General features: G+C 70.4%; 19 protein-coding genes. 9 read left to right on the plus strand and 10 right to left on the minus strand.

Translation table 11 applies throughout. The features are described 5' to 3' along the window. Positions 1–318: hypothetical protein (locus ABN273_RS51145; RefSeq protein WP_349456969.1), on the minus strand; the 318-nt coding region annotated here is incomplete at its 3' end. 285 nt (positions 319–603) lie between these two features. Here ABN273_RS51145 and ABN273_RS51150 point away from each other — a divergent pair. Both ABN273_RS51150 and ABN273_RS51155 read left to right on the plus strand, forming a co-directional pair. Further along, positions 604–1560 (plus strand): hypothetical protein, encoded by a 957-nt coding sequence (locus ABN273_RS51150; protein ID WP_349456970.1) that lies wholly within the window; start codon positions 604–606, stop codon positions 1558–1560. A 74-nt stretch (positions 1561–1634) separates the two neighbouring features. Then, on the plus strand, positions 1635–6845 hold the full coding sequence (locus ABN273_RS51155) for a DNRLRE domain-containing protein (protein ID WP_349456972.1): 5211 nt from the start codon (positions 1635–1637) through the stop codon (positions 6843–6845). A gap of 55 nt (positions 6846–6900) precedes the next feature. Here the strand turns inward: ABN273_RS51155 and ABN273_RS51160 are convergent, their stop codons facing one another. After that, positions 6901–7398: a helix-turn-helix transcriptional regulator gene (locus ABN273_RS51160; RefSeq protein ID WP_349457025.1), complete on the minus strand. Its 498-nt coding sequence runs from the start codon at positions 7396–7398 to the stop codon at positions 6901–6903. Between the two features lie 150 nt (positions 7399–7548). On the opposite strand from ABN273_RS51160, the gene ABN273_RS51165 reads away from it, so the two are divergent. Next, positions 7549–7893, plus strand: a complete 345-nt coding sequence (locus ABN273_RS51165) for an alpha/beta fold hydrolase (RefSeq protein WP_349456973.1) — start codon at positions 7549–7551, stop codon at positions 7891–7893. 565 nt (positions 7894–8458) lie between these two features. Here the strand turns inward: ABN273_RS51165 and ABN273_RS51170 are convergent. The 4 genes from ABN273_RS51170 to ABN273_RS60010 form a co-directional block, all read right to left on the minus strand. Continuing rightward, positions 8459–8887: a hypothetical protein gene (locus ABN273_RS51170; protein ID WP_349456974.1), complete on the minus strand. Its 429-nt coding sequence runs from the start codon at positions 8885–8887 to the stop codon at positions 8459–8461. Positions 8888–9025: 138 nt separating this feature from the next. After that, on the minus strand, positions 9026–9523 hold the full coding sequence (locus ABN273_RS51175) for a DUF3592 domain-containing protein (RefSeq protein ID WP_349456975.1): 498 nt from the start codon (positions 9521–9523) through the stop codon (positions 9026–9028). Between the two features lie 980 nt (positions 9524–10503). Next, entirely contained in the window at positions 10504–11787 is a 1284-nt protein-coding gene (locus ABN273_RS51180) for an FAD-dependent monooxygenase (RefSeq protein ID WP_349456976.1), read from the minus strand. 271 nt (positions 11788–12058) lie between these two features. Continuing rightward, the gene (locus ABN273_RS60010; protein WP_502911290.1) at positions 12059–12547 is read right to left on the minus strand and encodes a TniQ family protein; all 489 of its coding nucleotides are present in this window, start codon (positions 12545–12547) and stop codon (positions 12059–12061) included. Between the two features lie 271 nt (positions 12548–12818). Between ABN273_RS60010 and ABN273_RS51185 the strand changes: the two genes are divergently transcribed. The 6 genes from ABN273_RS51185 to ABN273_RS51210 all read left to right on the plus strand — a co-directional run bounded on the left by ABN273_RS51185 (position 12819) and on the right by ABN273_RS51210 (position 18013). Beyond that, positions 12819–13019: a ferredoxin gene (locus ABN273_RS51185; RefSeq protein ID WP_349456977.1), complete on the plus strand. Its 201-nt coding sequence runs from the start codon at positions 12819–12821 to the stop codon at positions 13017–13019. Then, positions 13019–14293, plus strand: coding sequence for a cytochrome P450 (locus tag ABN273_RS51190; RefSeq protein WP_349456978.1), 1275 nt, complete (start codon positions 13019–13021; stop codon positions 14291–14293). Before ABN273_RS51185 ends, ABN273_RS51190 begins: the two co-directional genes overlap by 1 nt. A gap of 88 nt (positions 14294–14381) precedes the next feature. Next, entirely contained in the window at positions 14382–15014 is a 633-nt protein-coding gene (locus ABN273_RS51195) for a hypothetical protein (RefSeq protein WP_349456979.1), read from the plus strand. After that, entirely contained in the window at positions 14936–16393 is a 1458-nt protein-coding gene (gene argG, locus ABN273_RS51200) for an argininosuccinate synthase (RefSeq protein ID WP_349456981.1), read from the plus strand. The genes ABN273_RS51195 and argG overlap by 79 nt, the downstream gene beginning before the upstream one ends. A gap of 184 nt (positions 16394–16577) precedes the next feature. Next, the gene (locus ABN273_RS51205; protein ID WP_349456982.1) at positions 16578–17741 is read left to right on the plus strand and encodes an acyl-CoA dehydrogenase family protein; all 1164 of its coding nucleotides are present in this window, start codon (positions 16578–16580) and stop codon (positions 17739–17741) included. A gap of 122 nt (positions 17742–17863) precedes the next feature. Then, positions 17864–18013 carry a UTRA domain-containing protein gene (locus ABN273_RS51210; RefSeq protein WP_349456983.1) on the plus strand — a complete coding sequence of 50 codons (150 nt, stop codon included), beginning with the start codon at positions 17864–17866 and terminating at the stop codon, positions 18011–18013. 13 nt (positions 18014–18026) lie between these two features. Here ABN273_RS51210 and ABN273_RS51215 read toward each other — a convergent pair whose 3' ends face one another. The 4 genes from ABN273_RS51215 to pstS all read right to left on the minus strand — a co-directional run bounded on the left by ABN273_RS51215 (position 18027) and on the right by pstS (position 22889). Next, positions 18027–18983, minus strand: coding sequence for a DUF2332 domain-containing protein (locus ABN273_RS51215; RefSeq protein ID WP_349456984.1), 957 nt, complete (start codon positions 18981–18983; stop codon positions 18027–18029). A gap of 58 nt (positions 18984–19041) precedes the next feature. After that, the gene (locus tag ABN273_RS51220; protein ID WP_349456985.1) at positions 19042–20886 is read right to left on the minus strand and encodes a DUF2264 domain-containing protein; all 1845 of its coding nucleotides are present in this window, start codon (positions 20884–20886) and stop codon (positions 19042–19044) included. After that, positions 20886–21638, minus strand: a complete 753-nt coding sequence (locus tag ABN273_RS51225) for a LacI family DNA-binding transcriptional regulator (protein WP_349456986.1) — start codon at positions 21636–21638, stop codon at positions 20886–20888. Before ABN273_RS51225 ends, ABN273_RS51220 begins: the two co-directional genes overlap by 1 nt. Positions 21639–21818: 180 nt before the next feature. Continuing rightward, positions 21819–22889 carry a phosphate ABC transporter substrate-binding protein PstS gene (pstS, locus tag ABN273_RS51230; protein WP_349456988.1) on the minus strand — a complete coding sequence of 357 codons (1071 nt, stop codon included), beginning with the start codon at positions 22887–22889 and terminating at the stop codon, positions 21819–21821. Positions 22890–22906 lie beyond the last annotated feature (17 nt).

Below are 22906 nucleotides of genomic sequence, written 5' to 3' on the forward strand. Positions count from 1 at the left end.
CCCAACGAGAACTCGTTCAAGAGCAGTAAAGCCGCCCGGCTGGATCGTCAAGCTGCCACTCGAACCCCAGAGCTCCCGCGGCTCTGGTCGATCGCCGATCGCTTCACAAACTTTGATCCAGAGCCCAATTTCCGGTCGCTCAGCAGCATGGCCAAGTCCTCCAGCGTCACACCAGCGCCCACAGGGTGTCCACCTTGCCGACGCCTCGCGCGTGGTCCAGCCGCGGTGGACGTCCACGACGTGCTCCTCGTCGGACCGCAGGAAGATCGGATCGGCCTGGAAGCCGGCCTTGCCGAACTCGGTGAAGAACGCGGCCACCTCCGCCACCCCATGCTTGACGCCGGACAGGGGGATGGCCGGGATCCTCGACGTCGTCGGACAGGCCGACCGTTCCGGTGCGGCAAACACCGATCGTGTATGTGCGCCTACCTCAAGGTATGAGCGCGCTGTGTTAACGGAACGGTCGTGCCAGGCTGGACGGGCGACATCTCGAAGACGGGAAACGTTTACGGATCATCAATCCGAGATCACCCCAATAGCAGCCGGCGATCTTTACGTTTGCGGCGTTTGTGCACTGCCCCCACCGCATGTGGAAGGACATCAATGCGCAATTCCGCTCGGGCATTCATCGTCGCGTTAGCGACCGCCCTGGCACTCAGCAGCGCGAACGTGGCCGGCACCCCCGCCTTCGCGCAGGACGGCGACGCCACACTGGCCGCCCTCACCCAGGTCGTCCCCGAGATCGTCGAGGAGGCCAAGACCGTTCCGCCGACCGAGATCCCCGACGGCGATGTGCAGCGGCCCTTCGCCGCCGCGACCGACCCCGGCCACACGCTGTCGGTGAACGTCAGCGAGGAGACGATCGGCATCGGCATGCCGGACGCCACCGGCGCCGGCAACCAGCCGCTGCCCGGCCTGGTCACCTACGCGGCCCAGCAGCCCAGCGTCACCTTCGCCCACCAGCGCACCGGCCAGATCGCCCGGGCGCTGACCGTCATCCACGACGCCTCGGCGCCGACCGAGTACCGCTTCCCGATCAGCGCGCCCGAGGGCAGCATGCTCGAGGTCGAGGACGACGACGGCACCGTCCTGATCTACAACCACGACTTCTACCTCGCCGAGATCGACCTGCCCTGGGCCAAGGACGCCAACGGCAACCCGGTGCCGACCAGCTACCGGGTGGAGGGCATGACGCTCATCCAGACGGTCAACCACGCGGGCGCCGCCTACCCCGTGGTCGCCGACCCGGCACTCAAGCTGCAGTGCGAGTGGTGGAAGGCCATGTGCCGGCTCATCTTCTCCAAGAGCCTCACCAAGAAGATCTACAACGTCTGGCTTGTCGCGGGCGTCGCCGGCGCCATCGAGGCGCTGAAGGGCGCCTGCGACAAGCTCAAGGGCAAGGCCAAGCTGATCTGCAAGATCGCCTACACGGCGGGTGGCGCGTCCGTCATCTACAAGATTCGGGAGGCCGCCAACAAGAAGCAGTGCTTTGCCATCCGGTTCCAGGCTCCGGGCATCGTCTGGTACGAGGTCCGCAAGAAGAGCTGCCAGAGCAAGTAACCCCCGCTTCGAACTGACGCCCCCGCCGGGCTTCGGCGGGGGCGTCGCCCTACCCGCACACCTCCGGAGCTCTCATGCCTGCTCGTACGCCACGGGCCCTCGCCGGTGGCCTCGCCCTCCTGCTTCTTCCCTTGGCCGCGCCCCCGGCCGCCGCCGAACCGCCGGCTCCCACCGCCGCCTCGCAGGCCCCCGCGAACCCGGCCGACCCGAGCGACCCCGCCTCCGCGGCGGCCGACCCGAGCGACCCCGCCCGCGTCGCGGCCGAGCCGAGCGCGCCCGACGAGGCCTCCGCCCGGCTGTCCGCCCGCCTGACGGGCCGGCGGGTCGAGGTGGCCGACGCCCGTACCGAGACGACCACCACCTACGCCAACCCGGACGGCACACTGACGGTCGACACGTTCGCCGGCCCGGTCAGGTTCCGCCGCGACGGCGCGTGGGCGCCGGTGGACATCGCGCTCACCAGGACCGCGTCGGGCGAGATCGCGCCGCGCGGCCACGGCAGGGCGCTCAGGTTCGGCGGCGGGCGGCCCGGCCCCGGCGCCCGGCAGGCCGGCGCGGCCGCGCTGACCGACCTGATCACGATCGGCGAGGGCAACAGCAAGGTCACCATGCAGTGGAAGGGCGCGCTGCCGGCGCCGAGCCTGTCCGGTGAGACGGCCACGTACCCGGACGTGCTGCCGGGGGCCGACCTGGTCGTCACCGCGACCCGGACGGGCGCCGAGCAGTTCCTGGTGCTGAAGTCGCGCCCGGCGGCGCCGCTGACGTACACGCTGCGGCTGAAGGCGGCGGGCCTCACGCCGCGCGCGGCCAAGGACGGCGGGGTGGAGCTGACCGACGCCAAGGGCAAGGTCGCCGTCACCATCCCCGCGCCGGTCATGTGGGACGCCGCCACGCACCCGGTCTCCGGCGAGCACCTGCGGCGCGCTCCGGTGGACATGAAGGTTTCCGGCCGCGACCTCGTCCTCACCCCTGACCCGGCCTTCCTGAACGACCCCGCCACGACGTACCCCGTCACTGTGGACCCCTCGCTCAACCTGGGCCAGGTCTTCGACACGTTCGTGCAGGAGGGCTACGGCACCGACCAGTCGGGCGCCGACGAGCTGAAGATCGGCAACAACGGCAGCGGCCAGGTCGCCCGCTCGTTCATCACGTGGAAGACGCCCGGCCTCGCGGGCAAGAAGATCATCTCGGCCACGCTGAAGCTCTGGAACTACCACTCGTGGTCCTGCAACGCCCGCTCGTGGGAGGTCTGGTCGGCCAACAAGGCCTCCACGGCCTCGCGCTGGCCCGGCCCCGCGCTGGTCAAGGAGTACGCCTCCTCCAGCCAGACCAAGGGCCACGGCAGCGGCTGCGCCGACGGCTGGGTCACCGCCAACGTCACCTCGCTGGCGCAGTACTGGGCCGACCAGGGCTACAAGGAGTCCGGCATGGGCCTGCGGGCCACCAGCGAGTCGGACGAGTACGCCTGGAAGCGGTTCAACTCGGGCAATGCATCATCCCACGTGCCGGTCATCTCGGTGACGTACAACTCCTACCCGAGCACCCCGGTCTCCACGTGGCTGGCGCCGTACAGCGACTACGGCGGCGTCCGCTGGACCAACACGCTCACCCCGCAGCTGCGCAACCACGTGCGCGACCCCGACGGCGGCAACGTGCGCGGCAAGTTCGACCTGTACCAGGGTTCGACGATGCTGATCGACGACCTCTACGGCGCGTACGTGGCCAGCAACGGCTTCTCCGGCGCGAACGTGCCGGCGGGCAAGCTGGCCACGGGCAAGACGTACACGATCCGGTCGTGGGCCCATGACGGCTCGCTGACCTCGAAGGCGTACCAGACGGCGACGTTCAACGTCGACACCGTCAAGCCCGCCGCGCCCAAGGTGGCCTCCGCCGACTACCCGAACGACGGCAGCTGGCACGGTGACGCCGGCCAGGCGGGCACGTTCACCCTCACCCCCGCGAGCACGGACACCGGCTGGATCGCCTACAAGCTCGACGCGGGCGCCACCACGAAGGTGACCACGGTCGGCCCGGCCGTCACCGCCAAGGTGACCCCGGCGACGACGGGCGCGCACACGCTCAGCGTCTACACCATCGACAAGGCCGGCAACGCCTCCCCGACGACGTCCTACACCTTCAACGTCGGCTCCGGCGCGGCCGTGGCCTCGCTCACCGCGCCCGTGGACGGCCTGCGCAGCACCGGCAAGGTGCCCCTCGCGGTGACGGGCACGGCGTTCACCCAGGCCACGTTCCAGTACCGGCGCTCCGCGACCGACGCCTGGGCCGACCTGCCCGTCGCGAACGTCACCGGCGCGGACGGCAAGCCGCTCACCGCCTGGCCCGTCCCCGCCCCCGGCAAGCTGTCCGGCCTGACCTGGGACGCGGGCACGCAGCTCGGCGACGCCGCGGTGCAGGTGCGCGCGGTCGTGTCCGGCACGTCCACGGCGCAGTCCGACCCGGTCGAGGTCGTGGTGGACCGCCGCGCCACCCGGGCCGCCACGAAAGAGGTCGGGCCGGGCGTGCTCAATCTCCAGACCGGCGACTACCGCCTCAGCACCACGGCGGGCGGCCCCTCCGGCCTGACGCTCACCCGCACGGCTTCCTCCCGCGACGCCGCCTGGTCGCTCCCGCTGCCCACGCTCAAGGAGACCTCGCCCACCTCGGTGGAGGTGACGCGGGCCGACGGCGCGCCGGTGCAGTTCACCAGGACGGCGGACGGCTGGAAGCCGGAGCCCGGCGCCGAGCACCTGACCCTTACCGGCGCCTACACGCTCACCGACGCCCGCGGCGAGGTCACCGCCTTCACCAAGCAGGGCGACCTGTACGTCCCCGAAGGCCACGTCCACGACCAGGGCCGGCTGAAGTCGATCACGAGGTCGGGGCGCACGCTGGACCTCGGTTACGACTCGGCGGGGCGCCTCACCACCGTCTCGCTCCAGGGCACGGTGATCGCCCAGTACGGCTACGACAGCGCGGGACGGCTCGCCGAGGCGTGGGACCCGCGGATCAGCCCGGCGCTGAAGACCCTCTACGGCTACGACGCCGCCGGCCGCGTCGCCTCCCTCACCCCGCCCGGCGAGCTGCCGTGGACCTTCGTCTACGCGGCCGACGGACGGCTGCGCACCGTCACCCGCGCCACGCTGAAGCCCGGCACCTCCGACCAGATCGCCGGCGAGGCGAAGACCACCGTCACCTACGGGGTGCCGCTCACCACCGCGGGCGGCGGCCCGGCCGACGTGACGGCCAAGGAGGTGTCGGCGTGGGGGCAGGCCGTGGCCCCCATGACCGCGACGTCGGTGCAGCCGCCAGGGCTCGCCGCCACGGTGACGTACCTGGACGGGTCGGGCAGGGCGGTCAACGGGCTGACGCCGGGCGGGCATCTGTCCGCCACCGACTACGACCGGTTCGGCCACACCGTACGGGTGCTCACCGCCGCGAACCGGGAGCTGTCGCAGCGCGACATCACCGACTATCGGCTCGCCGAGCTCGCCATCACCGGCTACGACCCCGAGGAGCGCGCCGAGCTGCTGTCCACCCGTTCCGTCTACGACGCCACGGGGCGGCGCAAGCTGACGGAGCTGAGCCCGGTCCACATCGTCAACCTCGAGTCCGACGTGGACGACCTGCCCGCCGGGTACGCCATCGGCGCCAGAACCCGCACCGTCTACACCTACGACGAGGGACGCCCGGCCGGCGCGACGGCCCGCGACCTGCCTACCACCGTCAAGACCGGCGCGGTGATCGTCGGCCGGGAGACCAAGCCGGACGCGGACGTCAGGACCACCTCGATCGCCTACGAGTGGGCCACCGGACAGCAGGCCGGGACGGTCCGCGACCCCGGCGGCAAGGCGGTCGCCGTCCCGGCCGCGAACCCCGTGCTCTACACCGCGACCGGCAGCGCGCCGTGCGGCGGGCGGCCCGAATGGGCGGGCCTGGTGTGCCAGGACGGCGGGCGCACGTACACCCACGACGCCGCCGGCCTGCCCGCCACGGTGACCGAGGGCGGCACGGTCACCACCCTCAAGCGCGACGCCGCCGGCCGCCTCACCGCCACCAAGGCGGGCGGGGAGGCCGAGATCGGCATCGGCTACGACCCCGCCACCGGCCGGCCGGCACAGCGGTGGCGCGGCACGGAGAAGATCGTCACGGCCTACGACCGCCTGGGCCGGGTCATCTCCCACACCGACGCCGACGGCGGCCAGACCCGCACCGAGTACGACGACCTCGACCGCCCGGTCAAGGTCACCGACTCCTCCCCGTCCACCAGGGTCTACGCCTACGACGCCAAGGCCGAGCCGCGCGGCCTGGCCACCTCGGTGACCGACTCGGTCGCGGGCACCTTCACCGCCCGCTACGACGCCGAGGGCCGCCAGATCGAGGGCGACCTGCCGGGCGGTCTGCACCTGCAGACCGGCTACGACGAGCGCGGCCAGAGCTACGCCCGCATCTACACCCGGGACGGCGTGGAAGGCCCGGTGATGATCGACCAGGTCGGCCGGAACGTCCACGGCCAGGAGGTGCTGAGCATGCGCACCGACCTCATGGCCGAGCGGCAGCTCGGCTACGACAAGGCGGGCCGGCTCACCTCGGCGCTGGACATGGCGTTCCCGAAGTGCACCCTGCGCCGCTACGACCACGACGGGGCGGGCAACCGGACCCGGCTGGCGGTGCAGTCGTCGGACGAGGACTGCCCGGTGGCCGACGACGCGGCCTCGGCGATCACCACGTACGGCTACGCCTCCGACGGCAGGCTGACCGGCGACGGCTACGCCTACGACGCGGCGGGCCGCACCACCTCGCTGCCCGGCGGGCGTACCATCGGCTACTTCGCGGACGGGCTGCCCGCCAGGCAGACCGCCGGCGAGCAGAGCCTGACCTGGACCCGGGACCCGGCGGGCCGGATCCGCTCGGAGACGACCGAGGCGGGCGCGGTCACCGTCCACCACTACGGCTCCGACGGCGACAAGCCCTCTTGGACCGCCGCGAACGGCACAATCGTCCGCAACGTCGCGGGCATCGGCGGCGAGCTGGCGGCGCTCACCGGGGCGGCCGGGTCGGTGCGCGTCCAGTTGCTCACCATCGGGGGCAGCGTCGGGACCGAGCTGGAGCTCGACACCGGCCTCGCCACCGTGATCGGGTACGACGAGCACGGCGTGCCGTCCCAGCCGGTGCGTTACGGCTGGCTGGGCGGGGCGTTCCGGCCGACCACACTGAACGGGACGGTCCTGGTGTCGGGCCGCGTGTACGACCCGTCGCTGGGCCGCTACCTGCAGCGCCCGTACTGAGCGATCGAGGAGGAGGGCGAGGCCGGCTCGCCCTCCTCCTCACGGGATGCGGAAATCAGGCCGGGCAGACACCGGCGGGCCGGACCGACAGCACGGTGTGCGCGCGGGTCGCCGACTGCCTGGAGGACAGGGCGTAGTTGTAGGGCGTGCTGGTGACGCAGTACGCCACTCTGGTCTGGTTGGACACCTGGGTGACCTTGAGCCCGCCGGAGAAGGTCCGGCTGTCCCCCTCCTTGACGAGCACGGGCCGGGCCGACGACGCGCTCGGCTGCAGGCACAGATAGCCGGTCGGGCAGACGGCCGCGGCCTGGCTCGTGGCGGCGGCCGGGTGCGGGGCGAGGGCGACCGCTTCGTCGTCGGCGAGCATCAGTGGCGGCAGGCGTACGCCGCGGGCGAGCCGGTAACCACCGTGACGTTCCCTGACCGACTCGACCGGGGTGTCCATGCCGCGCAGCGCGGCGACGTACCGGCGGACGGCGCGGGCGTCGACGCCCAGCCGCCGCGTCAGCTCGTCGGCGGGTACCAGGCCGCGGTCCTGGAGGATCTCCAGCAGCGCGAGGACGGGTCGCCGGACGGGACACGATCCTCATGAGGGCAGAAAACGTCCACAATCCCTCCTAGCCTTGCGCCGCGACTGATCGCGATCCGAAAGGAGTCGGCTGGTGTCGACCAGCGTTCTTGTCGGCGGTTCGTTCCTGGGCGCGTGGGCGTGGGAGCGGGTCACGCCGCTGCTGACCGCGTACGGCCACCAGGTGCATCCGCTGATGCTCACCGGTTTCATGATCGCGAGCATCTGGGCTCGCCGGCCACGACGCTCACCACGCACGCCCGCGACATCACGGCCGCGATCGAATACGGCGGCCTGACCGAGGTGGTGCTCGTCGCGCACTCCTACGGCGGAGCCCCGGCCACGATCGCCGCCGGCACGATCCCCGAACGGCTCGCCCGCGTGGTCTACCTGGCCGCGCTGCTGCCCGAACAGGGCAAGAGCCTGTTCGACATCACGCCCGCGCCCGTCGTCGAGGCGATCACGCGGACCGGACTATAGGAATGCCGTAAACCTCATGAGTGAGATGGGTGACACGAAGCGGCCACATGGGCGCCTGCCAGATCCAGGCCCGAGCCGTCGAACACCTCCAGGTGCATCCCACGGACGATCTCGGCACTCACGCCTGTGGCAGCCCCGATCGCCCTGCAGGTCTCCGACGTCACAACAACGCCGTACGCCAGTGAACGGACATCGCTTGACGCACGTACATCCAGCCCTAACGCCTCGGCGATCATCCACTCCGGACATCCGTTGCATACCGCCATCCGATCAGCCCTAGAGGCGAACGATTCACCCGGCTGCGGCTCAACCAGCAGTGCCAGACGCCGCCGCCGAGGGAGGCCAACTGTCATTTTGAGCTCTCACTATCAGGTCAACTATCAAGTACCGTGCCGAACTCTCAAGTTGAGGCGACGCCAGACATCTGTGTCTGGACGCAGCGAAGATGACAGTGGAGCCTGCTCCCAACCTGGGCACTGCCACTTCGATGGGTGTCGAAATATCGGCGCTCGCGTCATCGAAGTTGGCAGTACCAGGTCGAAGATCGCTTCCCCTTGAGCGAAGGCTATGACTCCGGAGTTCGTGGTTGTTCTGGCCCAGGGTTGCCCGCGGAGGCTTCAGGGGGTCGGACGCCGTGCGCTTGAAGCCGGGAAAGAATCAGCTCTCGGAGCTCGCGTTCTTGGGCGGCGGCTTCGTGACGCCCGGTGCGATCGGCGGCTGCGGCCCAGCGTTCGAGGACGTCGATCGTGAGAAGCCATTGAGCGATCGTGAGCTTGGGTTTCACGATGTCGTCCGGCGGCGGCCACGAACCGGAGCCTGGAACGCCCGGTGTCCAGTGGGCGATCTGACCCCAACCGGCCCTTCGGATGCTGCGCGCGAGGTCGGCCCGTCGGCGATTGCCGTTCACCGTCTCGACGCCGGCGTCGTTGTCCATGGATGCGTCGATGAGCCCCCACTGGCGGAGAGGCATCGCGATGATCAGGCCGACACTCATGTCGGCATGGTTCCGAGATCACGAAGGAGGGTCAAGGCGATCAGTAGGGCCCGCTTCGACCAGGAGCGCCTTCGCAGGATCGTCAACAGGACAAACGTGGCCTGACGCGGCACTTGCAGCCCACGCCCTGGAGGCCGGTCATCCGCCGATTCCGATGCCGGGCGGGCAGGCGACGCTTTCGAAGGAGCCATCGGGGCGCTGAATCTCGCACCCGCTCTTACTACCGCCGTCCCAGAAGCCGAAGAAGAAGACCACGCCGATCACGACCGCGATGAGCCCGACGACTATGCCACCGTAGCTGCCGCCGGCGTTCTCCGCGGGCACGGCCGTGTTCGGGTCCTGCGGGTCGTAGAGCACCTCGGTCTCGTCGCCAGTGCCGAGGCCGGAGGTGGTCGCCGCCTCGGTGGTGATCTCCTGCCCCTCCAGGGTCGTGAAGGTCAGGACCGGCCACTGGTTCGCCCTCAAGTGCTCGCCCCGTCCCGTGAACCTGGTTCGGACGTCGCTGACCACGCCTTGCACCCGGTGCGCCTGCCGTACGAACCGCTTGCCGTTGATGATCCCTCTGATCGAAACCAAAATGATCACTAATCCAAACGCCACGAACAGCAGCGGGAGGTACTGGAACAGGTCTTTCAACGCAGCTCTCCTCGGGTCGGTCTGCACGTTAGAACGTTTCGGCGGACCCTGGGTTCCCGTCGTAGGCGTAGCGGTGGCTTTCGTCCGCGAACCCGCTCAGCTACCTGAGCGGTCTCAAGTGATCATGCCGACCGAGGCGGGATTTCAGTCGGCATGGCGCACGAAACAAGGCAAACCCGATCTGCTGCGGCAACTAGCTGCCTCTGCGACCAGCGCGCCCTGACTATCCGGAGGCCCGTTCAACAGGGCCAACCTCCGGCACCCCCAACCGGACCAGCATCGCCGTCGCTTTCAAGACCGCGAACCATTGACCGGCATTCACCACCTGACCTGCGATCAGCGCAGGCCGGCGGCGCGTCGCCACCTCAAGCACAAGCCGTTGCTGATCAGTGAGTTTGTCACTCACCGCGCCCGTGCAGATCTGCGGTATCGACTGATCACATACGGCCCCGCTGAGGAGCGCGCCGCACTGCAACGGAGCCGGCATCCGCGAGCGAGACAGACGCGCAGGCTGGCCGGCCGGGCCCCGTCGCACAGAAACGCGGCATCTCGGGCAGAGATCCACCAGCAGCGTCCGATGCGCGGGACAAACTGCAGCCCAGCTCAGCTTCCACCAGCCCAGCTGTCCGTTCTCATCCATCGTGTCAGGGAGCCATGTCGGCGAGCTGCGCACCGACAACCGCCTTGAGACAAGACGGGCGAGCAATTCAGCTGGGGATCAATGGGCTTGGACGTCACAGGGTCGATGTCCCCATGGTCTTGTCAGTTCCGGTGAGCGCCGACCAGGCAAGTGACAGAACCGCTGAGACCAGCCGCGGTGGAATCTCATCGATCTTGTCAGTTTTCCGAGTCAACACCGCCTCATCGGAACGTGGCGTGGCCGCCGAACGGGCGCTCCAACGCGCACTACGCGGCATGAGCGGAGGTCGTCCGGCGGTGTCCCACCGAAGCGTGGTCCCTCTCGACACGTTAGGTGAAACCTACGGCTTGGCCGACGAGATCATCGGTAGTCCGGCCGACGCCCCGGAGTCCGGCCCCCCTGCGTAGTCGGGCAGCTCGACGCCGTTGATCGCACGCTCGACCAGTTCGGTGAACCATTCGCTGGCGAAATCGGGGCTCGGCTCGGCGTCCGGCCCCGGGACCTCGAGGCTGTGTACGTGCAACCGGCCGATCTCCTGGTTGGCCTCCACGAACGAGCGCATCCGAGCCTCGTAGCCGGCGAACCCGGCCTCGGGGTCCCACCCGGCGGCGGCCAGCTCTCCGGCCAGCAGGTAGGCGCCGACCAGGGCCAGCCCGGTGCCCGCCCCGGACATCGGCGACGCGCTGAACGCCGCGTCCCCGAGCAGCCCCACCCGTCCGCTCGACCAGCGGTCCATCACCACCTGAGCGACCTGGTCCAGATAGAAGTCCGGGGTGTCGTCCACGTGCGCGAGGATGCGCTGGGTCAACCAGCCGAAACCGTCCATCCGCTCGCACAGCAGGCGCTTCTGCGCCGCGACGTCGCGGTAATCGACGTCGAAGTCGGCCGCGGGGAAGGAGAACATGGCCATCGTCCGGGTGGCGTCCGGGATGGGCCGCAGGCCGGCGGACCGTCCGGCCTCCTGATAGTCGATCATCCAGCGGTCCACTCCGAACTCGTTGGGCACGCTGTAGAAGGCCAGCACGAGCCCGAGATGGCGAATGAAGTGCTTGCGCGGCCCGAAGACCATCGCTCGCAACTGCGAGTGCAGCCCGTCGGCCCCGATCACCAGGTCAAAGCGCCGCCGGCCGCCGCCAGCGAAGACCACGTCAACCCCGTCCGCGTCCTGGCTGAGCTCGGCGATCCGGTCACCGAAGACGTACTCGACACCGTCCCGGGTGTCGTCGTAGAGCACTCGGGACAGGTCCCCGCGCAGGATCTCGATGTCCGCGATGAACCCATCGCCGCCGTGGTCGTCCGCGCGGTGGGTCTCCAGCACGTTCCCGTCCGTGTCCACGATGTACGCGCCAGCGGTATCGGTGCGGGCCGCGCGCACCGCCGCGTCCAGCCCCATGCGCCCGATGACCTCCTTGGCGACCCCGCGCGCGTCCACCGCCTGCCCGCCGGGACGCAGCCGGGGAGCCCGCTCCACCACGGTCACCGCGGCCCCCCGCCGGCGCAGCCAGTGGGCCAGCGCGGGTCCCGCGATGCTCGCCCCCGCCACCAACACCCTGGGACCGCTCACCCGCGTCCCCTGCTCGCCAGTCCGGATGGTGTGCTCCTGCTTGGAGTCGTCGACGCTCATCACTGCCTCCATGTGCTTCCTCCCGCGCTGAACGTTCCCAGCGCAGGCCCACCGCTGTCGGTGTGTCCAGCCGTATCGACCACGGATCCGCACAAAACTCATCGGCACGACCGAAATCGCGTCCACGCTCCCGCAAACACCCTGAACTCGGCATGTGCGTGCGACGGGCATGGTCATGATCGCCTCGGCCTCGGCAGACACTGATGAGAAACGCCAACTCCGATGACGCTCACATCAGCCCAGACTGGTGCGAACCGGGCGAACCAGGCCGTCAGCTAGGCCGGCGCCTGAGAATTCGCCAGATCTGCGCGCAACACAGTGAGACGCTGAAAGGACCAGTGAGAACGGACACCAGCCACGCTCCGTTCGAAGCCGCCAGGCACTTTGGGCATGCCCACCTGCCGAAGAGCTGCGCCCACTCACGGGTCTCTGCACGGCGGACTGACTCCTTATCGCCCACGCGGACGCCTGCCAGGTCCATGGCCGAGCCGTCGAACATCTCCAGGTGCATCCCACGGACGATCTCGGAGCTCAGGCCTGTAGCAGCCTCGATCGCTCCGCACGCCTCCGGCGTCGTGACGACGCCGTACGCCAGTGAACGAACGTCACTCGACGTGGCTACATCCAGCCCCAACGCCTCGACCATCGCCCACGGCGGACATCCGTTCCGCAGGGCCATGCGATCAACCCACGACGCGAACGACTCGCCCTGCACCGGTGCCACCACCAGCGCCAGCCGCCGGGGCCAGACCGTCACCATTTCCCGGGCCGAACCTCCTGCCGTACACGCCGCTACTGCCAACCCCAATTGCGCGCTTCCATGTCCGCTTCCAGTTGCCGTGACGGACTGTCGTCTTCAAGAGCGTCAGACAAGGCGTCGTCGTTGCGCGTCAGCCTTGACATATCAAATGAACGGTTTTTTGATATCGCTCATAGGGGGCGACGTCGTAGGCGTCACTCCCGCCGAACCTGCACCTTCACGGAACGGAGACCACCGGACAGTCAGGCAGGACCCAGACAGGAACGAGGCAATGAGAGTACTGATCGACTCCGAACGTTGTCACGGGCACGGCCGCTGCTACGACCTCGCCCCCGACCTGTTCGGCGAGGACGACGAAGGCTACGGGACGGTCCTCGGCGACGGCTCGGTCTCGCCGGGCGAGGAGCCGCACGCGCGTCTGGCGGCGGCCAACTGTCCCGAACGGGCGATCGACCTCGAAGGAGCCGGGTGATGACCGTGGACGACCGCTTCGGCGAAGACCTCAAGAAGTCGCGCGACGAACGGTTCCGCAACGGCTACCAGAGCGAGATCGTCACGGATCCCGTCTCGGACTGGGCGACCGACTTCTCCCACGTCGATCCGCAGTGGGCGGCCGATCCGTACCCGATCCAGGACGACTTAAGGCAGCGCTGCCCGATCGCGCACACCGAGCGGTTCGGCGGCGCGTGGCTGCCCACCCGCTACGAGGACGTGGCGGCGATCGCGTACGACACCGAGCACTTCAGCTCCCGGGCGATCGTCGTGGGCAACGTCAGGCCGCCCAAGGATCTGGCTCCGGTGGGGGCCGTGCCGCCGATCTCCTCCGACCCGCCCTTCCACCACGACGCGCGCAAGCTGCTGCTGCCCGCCTTCACCAAGAACGCCGTCGCCAAGCTGGAGCCGGCGACCAGAGCGTTCTGCCACCAGCTCATCGACGCGTTCGCGGGACGGGACGTCGTCGACGCCGCTCGTGACTACGCCCAGCACATCCCGACGCGGGTCATCGCGGACATGCTCGGCTTCCCGCAGGAGGACACGCCGATGTTCGGCGAGTTCGTCGAGAGCGCGCTCGAAAGCATCAACCGGCCGCAGGAGGAGCGCATCGCGCGGTTCACCCGGCTGTCGGACTACCTGCTGACCCAGATCCGCGACCACGTCGCCAACCCCCGCGACGACCTGACGAGCTACCTCCTCGACGCCGAGCTGCTCGGCCAGAAACTCGACCCCAACCACGTCCTCGGCACGATCAACCTGCTGCTCATCGCCGGCATCGACACGACCTGGAGCGCCATCGGCGCCTCCCTGTGGCACCTGGCCAAGACCCCGGCCGACCGCGAGCGTCTGGCCGCCGAGCCCGCCCTGCTGCCCACGGCGATGGAGGAGTTCCTGCGGGCCTACGCGCCCGTCACCATGGCCCGCCTGGTCAAGGAGGACATGCACTGGAACGGCGTGGACATGAAGGCCGAGGACTGGGTCCTCCTGCCGTTCCCGGCGGCCAACCGCGACCCGGCCCAGTTCGAGCGGGCGGGCGAGGTCGTCATCGACCGCGAGGTCAACCGGCACGCCGCCTTCGGCCTCGGCATCCACCGCTGCGTCGGCTCCCACCTGGCCCGCATGGAGCTCCGCGTGGCTCTGGAGGTCTGGCTGGAGCGCGTTCCGGACTTCACGCTCGCGGATCCCCCGGCCGTGACCTGGGCCGCCAGCCAGGTCCGCGGTCCCCGTACACTCCCGATCAGGATCGGCTGATCCGAGCCGGACAGTTCTGACACCGCCGTGCCTCCCGCGAGCTGGCCTCGCGATCCGGAAGTCCGGAACGGGTCCTAGCCTGCCGAGCATGACAGAGGACACCGTTCCGGACACCACGCTCCCTGAACCGTCGATGACGGCCGAGCAGCTGACCATCGTCCCCGCCAACGAGGCGTCCTGGGACGACCTTGCCGCGATCTTCGGCACCGACGCGGGCCGGTGCCAGTGCCAGAGGTTCAAGGTCGTCGGCTGGATCTGGCGCGACTCCACGCAGGAGCAGCGGACCGCGATGCTCCGGGCGCAGACCGCCTGCGGCGACCCGGACGCCGCGGCCACCAGCGGCCTGGTGGCCTACGTCGGGGACGAGCCGGCGGGGTGGGTCGCGGTCGAGCCGCGGACGGCCTACCCCAAGCTGCGCACCTCTCGGGTCCCGTGGGCCGGCCGTGCCGAGGACAAGGACGATGACGGCGTCTGGGCGGTGACCTGCTTCGTGATCCGGAAGGGCTACCGCGGCCGCGGCCGACGCCGGGTTCGAGGAGGTCAGCCACCCCACCGTCCGGCGGGTGGTCATGCGGGTCGACTTCTGACAACTGGGCGGCGCGCGTTGCATGGCCATGCATTGGTGTGTATATACTTCTACTCGTGTCCAAGATGCTCACCTCCCTGCCTGTCGGCGAACGCGTCGGGATCGCCTTCTCCGGCGGCCTCGACACCTCGGTAGCGGTCGCGTGGATGCGCGAGAAGGGTGCGGTGCCGTGCACCTATACCGCTGACATCGGCCAGTACGACGAGCCCGACATCGGCTCGGTGCCCGGTCGCGCCAAGGCGTACGGCGCGGAGGTCGCCCGGTTGGTCGACTGCCGGGCCGCCCTCGTGGAGGAGGGGCTCGCGGCCCTGGCCTGCGGGGCGTTCCACATCCGCTCCGGCGGCCGTACGTACTTCAACACCACCCCGCTCGGCCGGGCCGTCACGGGCACCCTGCTGGTGCGCGCCATGCTCGAGGACGGCGTGCTGATCTGGGGTGACGGCTCCACCTTCAAGGGCAACGACATCGAGCGGTTCTACCGCTACGGCCTGCTCGCCAACCCCTCCCTGCGGATCTACAAGCCGTGGCTGGACGCCGACTTCGTCAGCGAGCTCGGCGGCCGCAAGGAGATGTCCGAGTGGCTGCTCGCCCACGGCCTGCCCTACCGGGACAGCACGGAGAAGGCCTACTCCACCGACGCGAACATCTGGGGCGCGACCCACGAGGCCAAGGCGCTCGAGCACCTCGACGCGGGCATCGAGATCGTCGAGCCGATCATGGGCGTGCGGTTCTGGGACCCCGCCGTCGAGATCGCCGCCGAGGACGTCACGATCGGCTTCGAGCAGGGACGGCCGGTGACCATCAACGGCAAGGAGTTCCCCTCCGCCGTCGACCTGGTGCTGGAGGCCAACGCCATCGGCGGCCGGCACGGCATGGGCATGTCCGACCAGATCGAGAACCGCGTCATCGAGGCCAAGAGCCGGGGCATCTACGAGGCGCCCGGCATGGCGTTGCTGCACGCGGCGTACGAGCGGCTGGTCAACGCGATTCACAACGAGGACACCCTCGCCAGCTACCACAACGAGGGACGGCGGCTGGGCAGGCTGATGTACGAAGGCCGCTGGCTGGACCCGCAGGCGCTCATGCTGCGCGAGTCGCTGCAGCGCTGGGTCGGGGCGGCGGTCACCGGCGAGGTGACACTGCGGCTGCGGCGCGGTGAGGACTACTCGATCCTGAACACGTCCGGGCCGGCCTTCAGCTACCACCCGGACAAGCTCTCCATGGAGCGTACCGAGGACTCCGCCTTCGGTCCGCTCGACCGCATCGGCCAGCTGACCATGCGCAACCTCGACATCGCCGACTCCCGCGCCAAGCTGGAGCAGTACGCCAGGCTCGGCCTGGTCGGCAGCGGGCAGCCGACGTTGATCGGCGCCGCGCAGGCGGCCGCCACCGGGCTGATCGGGGCGATGCCTGAGGGCGGGGCCGAGGCGATCGCCTCGCGCGGCGAGGTCGGCGAGGTCCCCGACGACGACGTGCTGCTCGACCACGCCGCGATGGAGTCCGGCACCGACTGACCCGGGCACGACGGAGAAGGCCTCAGCCGGCGGCGGACAGTGGGTCCGCCGCCGGCTCGCTTTCGCCAACCGCTGACCAGAACGCCTGGCCCGGCCCGATCCCGTCACCGGCTCTGGACAACGCGGCACTTACGTGATCTGACGGAGTAAGAGCGCCGACGATCACGAACAGGAGCACCTGGACATGAGCGATACGCCGCGACTGCACACCGCCGGCACCGCGCTGCTGGAGCGAGCCCGCGACCTGCGCCCGCTGATCGAGCGCGACGCCGACGCCGCCGAGGCGCAGGGCAGGCTCACCACGCCCGTCGTGGACGCCCTGCACGAGGCAGGACTTTTCGGCATATGGGTCCCCACGCCGCTCGGCGGTGCCGAGCTGTCCCCCAGGGAACTCATCGCCGTCTTCGAGGAGCTCTCGTACGCCGACCCCTCGACGGGCTGGGTGGTCATGGCCACCACACTGGAGAACGGCACGGCCGGCGCCTACCTGGGCGACGACGCCGTCGAGCGGATCTTCAAGGGACCGCGGATGCCGCTCTTCGCCGGCCAGGGCACCCGGCCGGGCACCGCCGTACGCGAGAACGGTGGTTTCCGCCTCAGCGGGCAGTGGAGCTTCGCCTCGGCCATGCTGCACGCCCAGTACGTCCACAGCCTGGGCACCGTCGAGGGCACCGACGAGGCCCGGATCTTCATCACCCCGATCGAGGACGCCAAGATGGTCGGCAACTGGGACGTCCTGGGACTGCGCGCGACAGGCAGCATCGACTACGCCATCGAGGGCGCCTTCGTACCGGAGTCGCAGACGCACGTCTTCGACCAGAACGAGCCGCTGCGGGGCGGCGCGATCTACCGGCTCGGCCTGGTCAACCAGGCGCTGATCTGCCACTCCGCCTGGGCACTCGGCGTCGGCCGCCGGCTGCTCGACGAGCTGATCGGCTACGTCGCGGCGCGGACCGGGCGGACCGGCCAGATCGCCGGCAGCGACGCCTTCCACGCCGGCTTCGCCCGCGCCGAGGCGAAGTTCCGCGCGGCGAAGGCCCTGGTGCACGAGACGTGGGACGACGTGGAAGGCGCCCTGGACTCGGGCCGCCACCTCGACGTACGCCAGGACACGATGGTGCGGCTCGCGCTCAACCACATCACGTGGACGGTCGCCGAGGTGGCCCAGTTCGTCTACGCGTCGGGCGGCACTACTGCCGTGCGCGACGGGCTGATCCAGCGGCTGTTCAGGGACGTCCACACCGGCACCGCGCACATCACCTCGAGCCCGCAGGCGCTTCATGAGTGCGGCCGCGAGCTGGCGGGGCTGGCTGCGGGCCAGTCCTGGGCTCTCATAGCCCTGGAGTGATCCACCGTTGACCACCAGCTGCGCGAGCGCCTGCGGGCGGTGATCCGCGACTGCGAGCCCGACACGTTGATCCCCGCCGAGCAGGACCTGATGGTCTACGCGGGCGTGAGCAGGGCGACGGCGTGGGCCGCAAGCCCACGGCGCGGCTGCTCAACGCCTGCCTCCAGCACGCCGGGCCCGACGTCGCCGTCGCGCTCGGCGTGCAGGAGGGTCAGGAGGTCGTCTTCATCGAACGGCTGCGCCTGCTCGCCACCGCACGCAGCAGTCGTTGAGCTCCACGCGACCTCAGCCGAACCAGTCCAGGAACTGGCCGTGGAGCCCGGCGAAGGCCAGCGGCCGCCCGTCCAGAGCCACGACGCAGACGAAGCGGTCCCGGGGCGCCGGCCGGGGAAGGCGACGGTCCACGAACGGCAGGACGCCGGCCGCCTCGCTGCAGACCCAGCGGCAGGGCAGCGCCCGCACCTGCTCGGCGAAGGCCTCCCGCTCCTCCATCGACAGGTACGCCAGCACAGACGTGTGGAGGACCACCGGCGTGGCATTCGCGGGGGCCCGGGCGACCAGCTCCCCGATCATCTGGTTGAGATCCCCGCGTACCAGCAGCGGGGGCTCCTCCCGGGCGACGCGAACGGCGCCCCGCAGCCGCGCCAGCCGCTCATGCTGTTCCGGCCAGACCAGGCACTCCAGCCACCGCATATCCTCCGCGCTGTGCACGTCGAGCGGATTGAGGTCCACGCCGGCCCGCCAGACCACCCTGGGCACCCCGCCGGGCAGCGGAACCGGCCCATCCGTGTGGCACTCGAGCACGACCGGGCCGGCGGCGGGCCCGGCCACAGGCCCGTCGTCGTAGCGGTACCGGTAGCGGTCCGGATAGAGGCACAGCCCTGCCGACGCGCCGACCTCGATCAGCGCCAGGGGCTGCGGCAGGGCGGCGAGGACCGGCAACAGCACGGCGCACCGGCCCGGCTCGTTCGTCTGGGTACGGCGCTCGCTCATGGCCTGCCGCACCCGGTCCCACTCGGCCGACGTCCACGTGCGGAACGCCTGGTAGTCGTCGACCGGGCCGCCGAGGAAGCGCACCGCTGCGAACAGCAGGTTCGGCTGCCGCTTCGGCTCGGGCAGCTCCTCGAGCAGGGCCAGCATGCCGGCGTCGCCGGCGATCCGGCCCGCCAGCATCTCGTAGATCGCGGATTGACCGCGTGCCTCCATGGCCGCGAAGCTCCTGTACCACTCCGAGGTGTTCATCGTCTCCTCCTCATGACGATCATCACCCGAGAAGTGCGGCGCCCGCAGCCGGTGCCCGTCAGTGCGGCGGGGCGGTGACGTCACCGAGACGGATCTTGACCGGCTCACCACCGGACAACGTCACGGTGACCTCCTCGCCGTCGACCTTTATCTCCGGCGCGGGCGGCTCCTGCCCGGCTCCCGTGAGCAGGACCAGGCTGACGTACACGGCGGTGCCGCCGGGATGGGCGTCGCAGGTCACGTACGGCGTGGCGGAGTGCCGGCCGAAGGCGTTGACACCGTCCGCGGTCGACACGCCCGCCCCGGTGTAGCCGTGCAGCCCGCGCACCACGCTGGTCAGGCCGTCCGCGCGCCGGGCCTGCGCCAGGACGCCCTCGGATCGGGTCGCGGGCGGCTGCCGGTCGGCGAGCGCGTGGCCGCCGTCCCGCACCTGGTGCCCGGCGGGCGCCGTGACCTGGTGGAGGCGTATCTCGGCCGGGCCGTCGATCACGGAGGCGGTCACCACGCGGACCGGGCCGTCCTGGTAGGCCGAGGCGGCGAAGCGCTCCCCCACCGTGAGGGGCTCGATGCGGCGGCGCCGGGAGGCGGCTCCTTGCGGTGCGAGCACGGCGAGCTGCCCGTCGACCGCCTCGTCGCCGATGTCCGGGCCGGTGTGGCTGGTGTAGGCGAGCCTGAGGTAGTGGGGGTCGGGCGGACCCTGGGGATCCTGCACGCGATCGCGGTCGCTGCCGTGGTTGACGATCCGGACGACGCCGTCCTCGCGGGTGGCGTGCAGCAGCCAGCCGGGCGCGGGCATCGCCACGACCTGGTCGGCGAGGTCGATGGGCGCGGCCTCTTCGGCGTCCGTCCAGACCGGGTGCCCCGGTGGCAGCAGCAGGCCGAGGAAGGCCTTGCTGGCCCAGTACGGCGAGGCGGGGCCGGAGTAGTCCTGTTTGCCGGGCGGGAAGTCGTCGTACCAGCCGCACGTGAGCAGGCCGCGGTCGTCGGGGGCGCCGCGCTCGGCGAAGTGGCGCAGCACGCCGCTCGCGATCCGCCTGGTGCGCCCCGGCGGAAGAGGCGAGGCCCCGGTCAGCGCGCCCAGCCAGAGCGGTGCGACCGTGGCGAACCGGTAGATGAGCGAGCGTCCTTGGTGCAGCGGCCCGCCGTCGGCGGCGAAGAAATGCTGGTACTGCTCCAGGAACCGGCTCAGGCGGGCCGCGTAGAGCTGCCGGCGGGCGGTGTCGCCGGCCATTCTGGCCCACAGCGACGGATACAGGTGCATCGCCCAGCCGGAGTAGTAGTCGAAGTTCTTGCCCTTGCCGTCGGAGTACCAGCCGTCGCCGACGTACCAGTCCTCGACCCGCTCCAGCCCGCCGATGATCTCGGCGGGGTCGTGCGGCCCGCCCACCTCGGCCAGGAACTGCTCCACGACCACCTGGAAGAGCACCCAGTTGTTGTCCGGCGTGCGCCGCCCGACGAACCCGGCCAGCCACGCCACCACCCGTTCCTGCTGCGCCGGAGAGAGCCGGTCGTACAGCCACGGGCGGGTCTCGTGCAGGGCGAGCGCCACGGACGCGGCTTCGACGAGCGGCTGGGACATGTCGGCCAGGGGCGGCCAGGCGTACCGGTGCGCGGGGTCGGTGCCAGCCACCAGCCCCGCCGCGTAGCGCTCCAGCAGGGCGGGCGGTACGGCGCCGCCTGCCCCGGCGATGCGGAAGGCCGCGAGCAGGAACGTGCGGGCGAACCCTTCAAGACCGTCACTCACCGGGCCTGACCGGCTCGCCGGACCGGGCAGGCGGAACTGGGCGAAGCCGTCCGTGGCGTACGGCACCACGGAGTCCAGCAGGTGGTCCGCCATGCTCTCCCAGTGAGCGCGGGTCCAGCCGGTGTGCGGGGACAGTCGAAGATCGGTGGGTGGCAGCATCAGAGTGACAGCGGTTCTTCCAGGTTGGGGCGTACCGAATCGCGGACGACGATGTGCGTGCCGAGCAGGACGTGCTGGGCGGTGCCCGCGGCGTCGCTTTCCAGAGCCAGCCGTACGGCGGTGCGGCCCAGCTCCTCGTGTGGCACGTGAACGGTGGTGAGGCCGATGTCGGCCGCCGGGGGAAGATCGTCGAAGCCGGCCAGCGAGACGTCATCCGGAATCCGCAGCCCGCGTTCGCGCAGCGCCTCGCGCGCGCCCGCGGCCATCAGGTCGTTCCCGGCGAAGACGGCGGTGAAGTCTCGTGGCCCGGCGTCGAGCCGCTCACGCATCATGCGGTAGCCGTCGCGCCGGTCCATGACCACGCTGTCGACCTCCAGGCCGGGGTCGTGCGGGACGCGGTGCGCGGCCAGCGCCGAACGGTAGCCGGCGATCCGGCTCTCATGCGTGGTGTAACCGGCCCGCCGCCCCAGGAACAGGACGCGTCTGTGGCCGGCGGAGAGCCATGCGCTCGCGGTAGGCGTCGTCGACCGGCATGTTGCCGACGAGGATGACGGCTTCCGCGTGCTCCTCCCGCAGCAGCTGGACCGTGGCGAGCTCCCGCTCGGGGTCGCCGCCGGTGGTGCCGACGATGCACAGCCGGCCTTCGCGCGCGGCCGGGTCCTGGACTTGCCGCGCGTCGCGGGAGCGCTGGGATAGGTGCCGGAGAGGATCCGGGAGACGGTGGCGACCGAGACGCCGGCGTGTCTGGCCACGTCCCGGATCGTCGAGGGGCGGGGCCGTCCGTCTTCGGGCATGGCCCGACGAGGCATCCGACCTCCCTCTGTCCCGGTAAGCCCATGTAACCGCTTGAACGGATGATGGCGCAGGCAAATCGGGCACGTCAACTCAGGAACTGGCCGCCCATCTGTGTAAACGGTTAAACCGCCGGCGGTTCAGCTGGTGACGCCGAGCTGGGCGCGCACCTTGGCGACGAGGTCGGGCGGGAGCGGGGCGTAGCCGTACAGGGACAGGGAGGACTGGCCGGCGTTGCCCGCGGTGTAGGTCAGGAAGGCCCGCGCGACGGAGTCGGTGTTCTTCGCGCAGGTGATCTCGTAGGTGACCAGGACGATGGGGTAGGCGTCCCTGCTCCTGGTCAGGTAGTCGAACTTCACCACCAGATCATCGTTCTCGCCGACGATCCGGGCGTCCGCTACGGCACTGGTGGCGCTCTCGGGCGAAAGCGCGACGAACTGCCCGGAGGCGTTGCGCACCTTGGCGGTGCGCAGGCTGGCGTTGCTGGCGAACCCGTACTCCACGTACCCGATGGAGTCCTCGGTGTGCTGGACGGCCTCCGTGATCCCCGTGGAGCCCGCGGCGCCCTGCCCGGAGCCGCGCCACTTCCTGGACGGCTGGTACGGCCAGCGGCCCGCCGCCTTGAGATAGGTGGTGAAGTTGTGGGTCGTGCCCGAGTCGTCGGAGCGGTGGAAGACCCGGATGCCGGTGTGCGGCAGGCGCGTGCCGCGGTTGTCGGCGGCGATCTCCGGGGCGTCCCATGTGGTGATCCGCCCGCTGAAGATGCCGGCCAGGGTGGCGGGCGAAAGCTTCAGATCCGGCACGGCCGGCTGGTTGTAGGTCACCGCGATGGGGCCGACCACCATGGGCAGGTGCACCGCCTTGCCGCCGCAGCGCCTGTCGGCCTGCGCCTGTTCGCAGGGGCGCATCGCGACGTCGGAGCCGGCGAACGCGGTCTTGCCCTGGATGAATTCGCGGATCCCGGCCCCCGATCCGTTGGCCCGGTAGTCCACCCGCAGGTCGGGGCGCATCCGGTAGAAGTCGGCACGCCAGGCGTCCATCGCGCCCTTCTGCGCGGTCGAGCCCGAGCCGGAGACCGACGCCGTGACCGGAGGACTCTCAGGCTCATCGTCGGCGGTCAAGAGAGCGGTCCCGCTCAGGCCGGCGGCGCAGGCCACCAAGACGAGGGCGACGAGCATGCCCCGCCCGGCGGCTTTTGTCAGCTTTGCCATCTCCTAGAGGCTATGAA

The sequence above is a fragment of the Nonomuraea sp. B19D2 genome (assembly GCF_040137845.1).
GTDB lineage: Bacteria > Actinomycetota > Actinomycetes > Streptosporangiales > Streptosporangiaceae > Nonomuraea.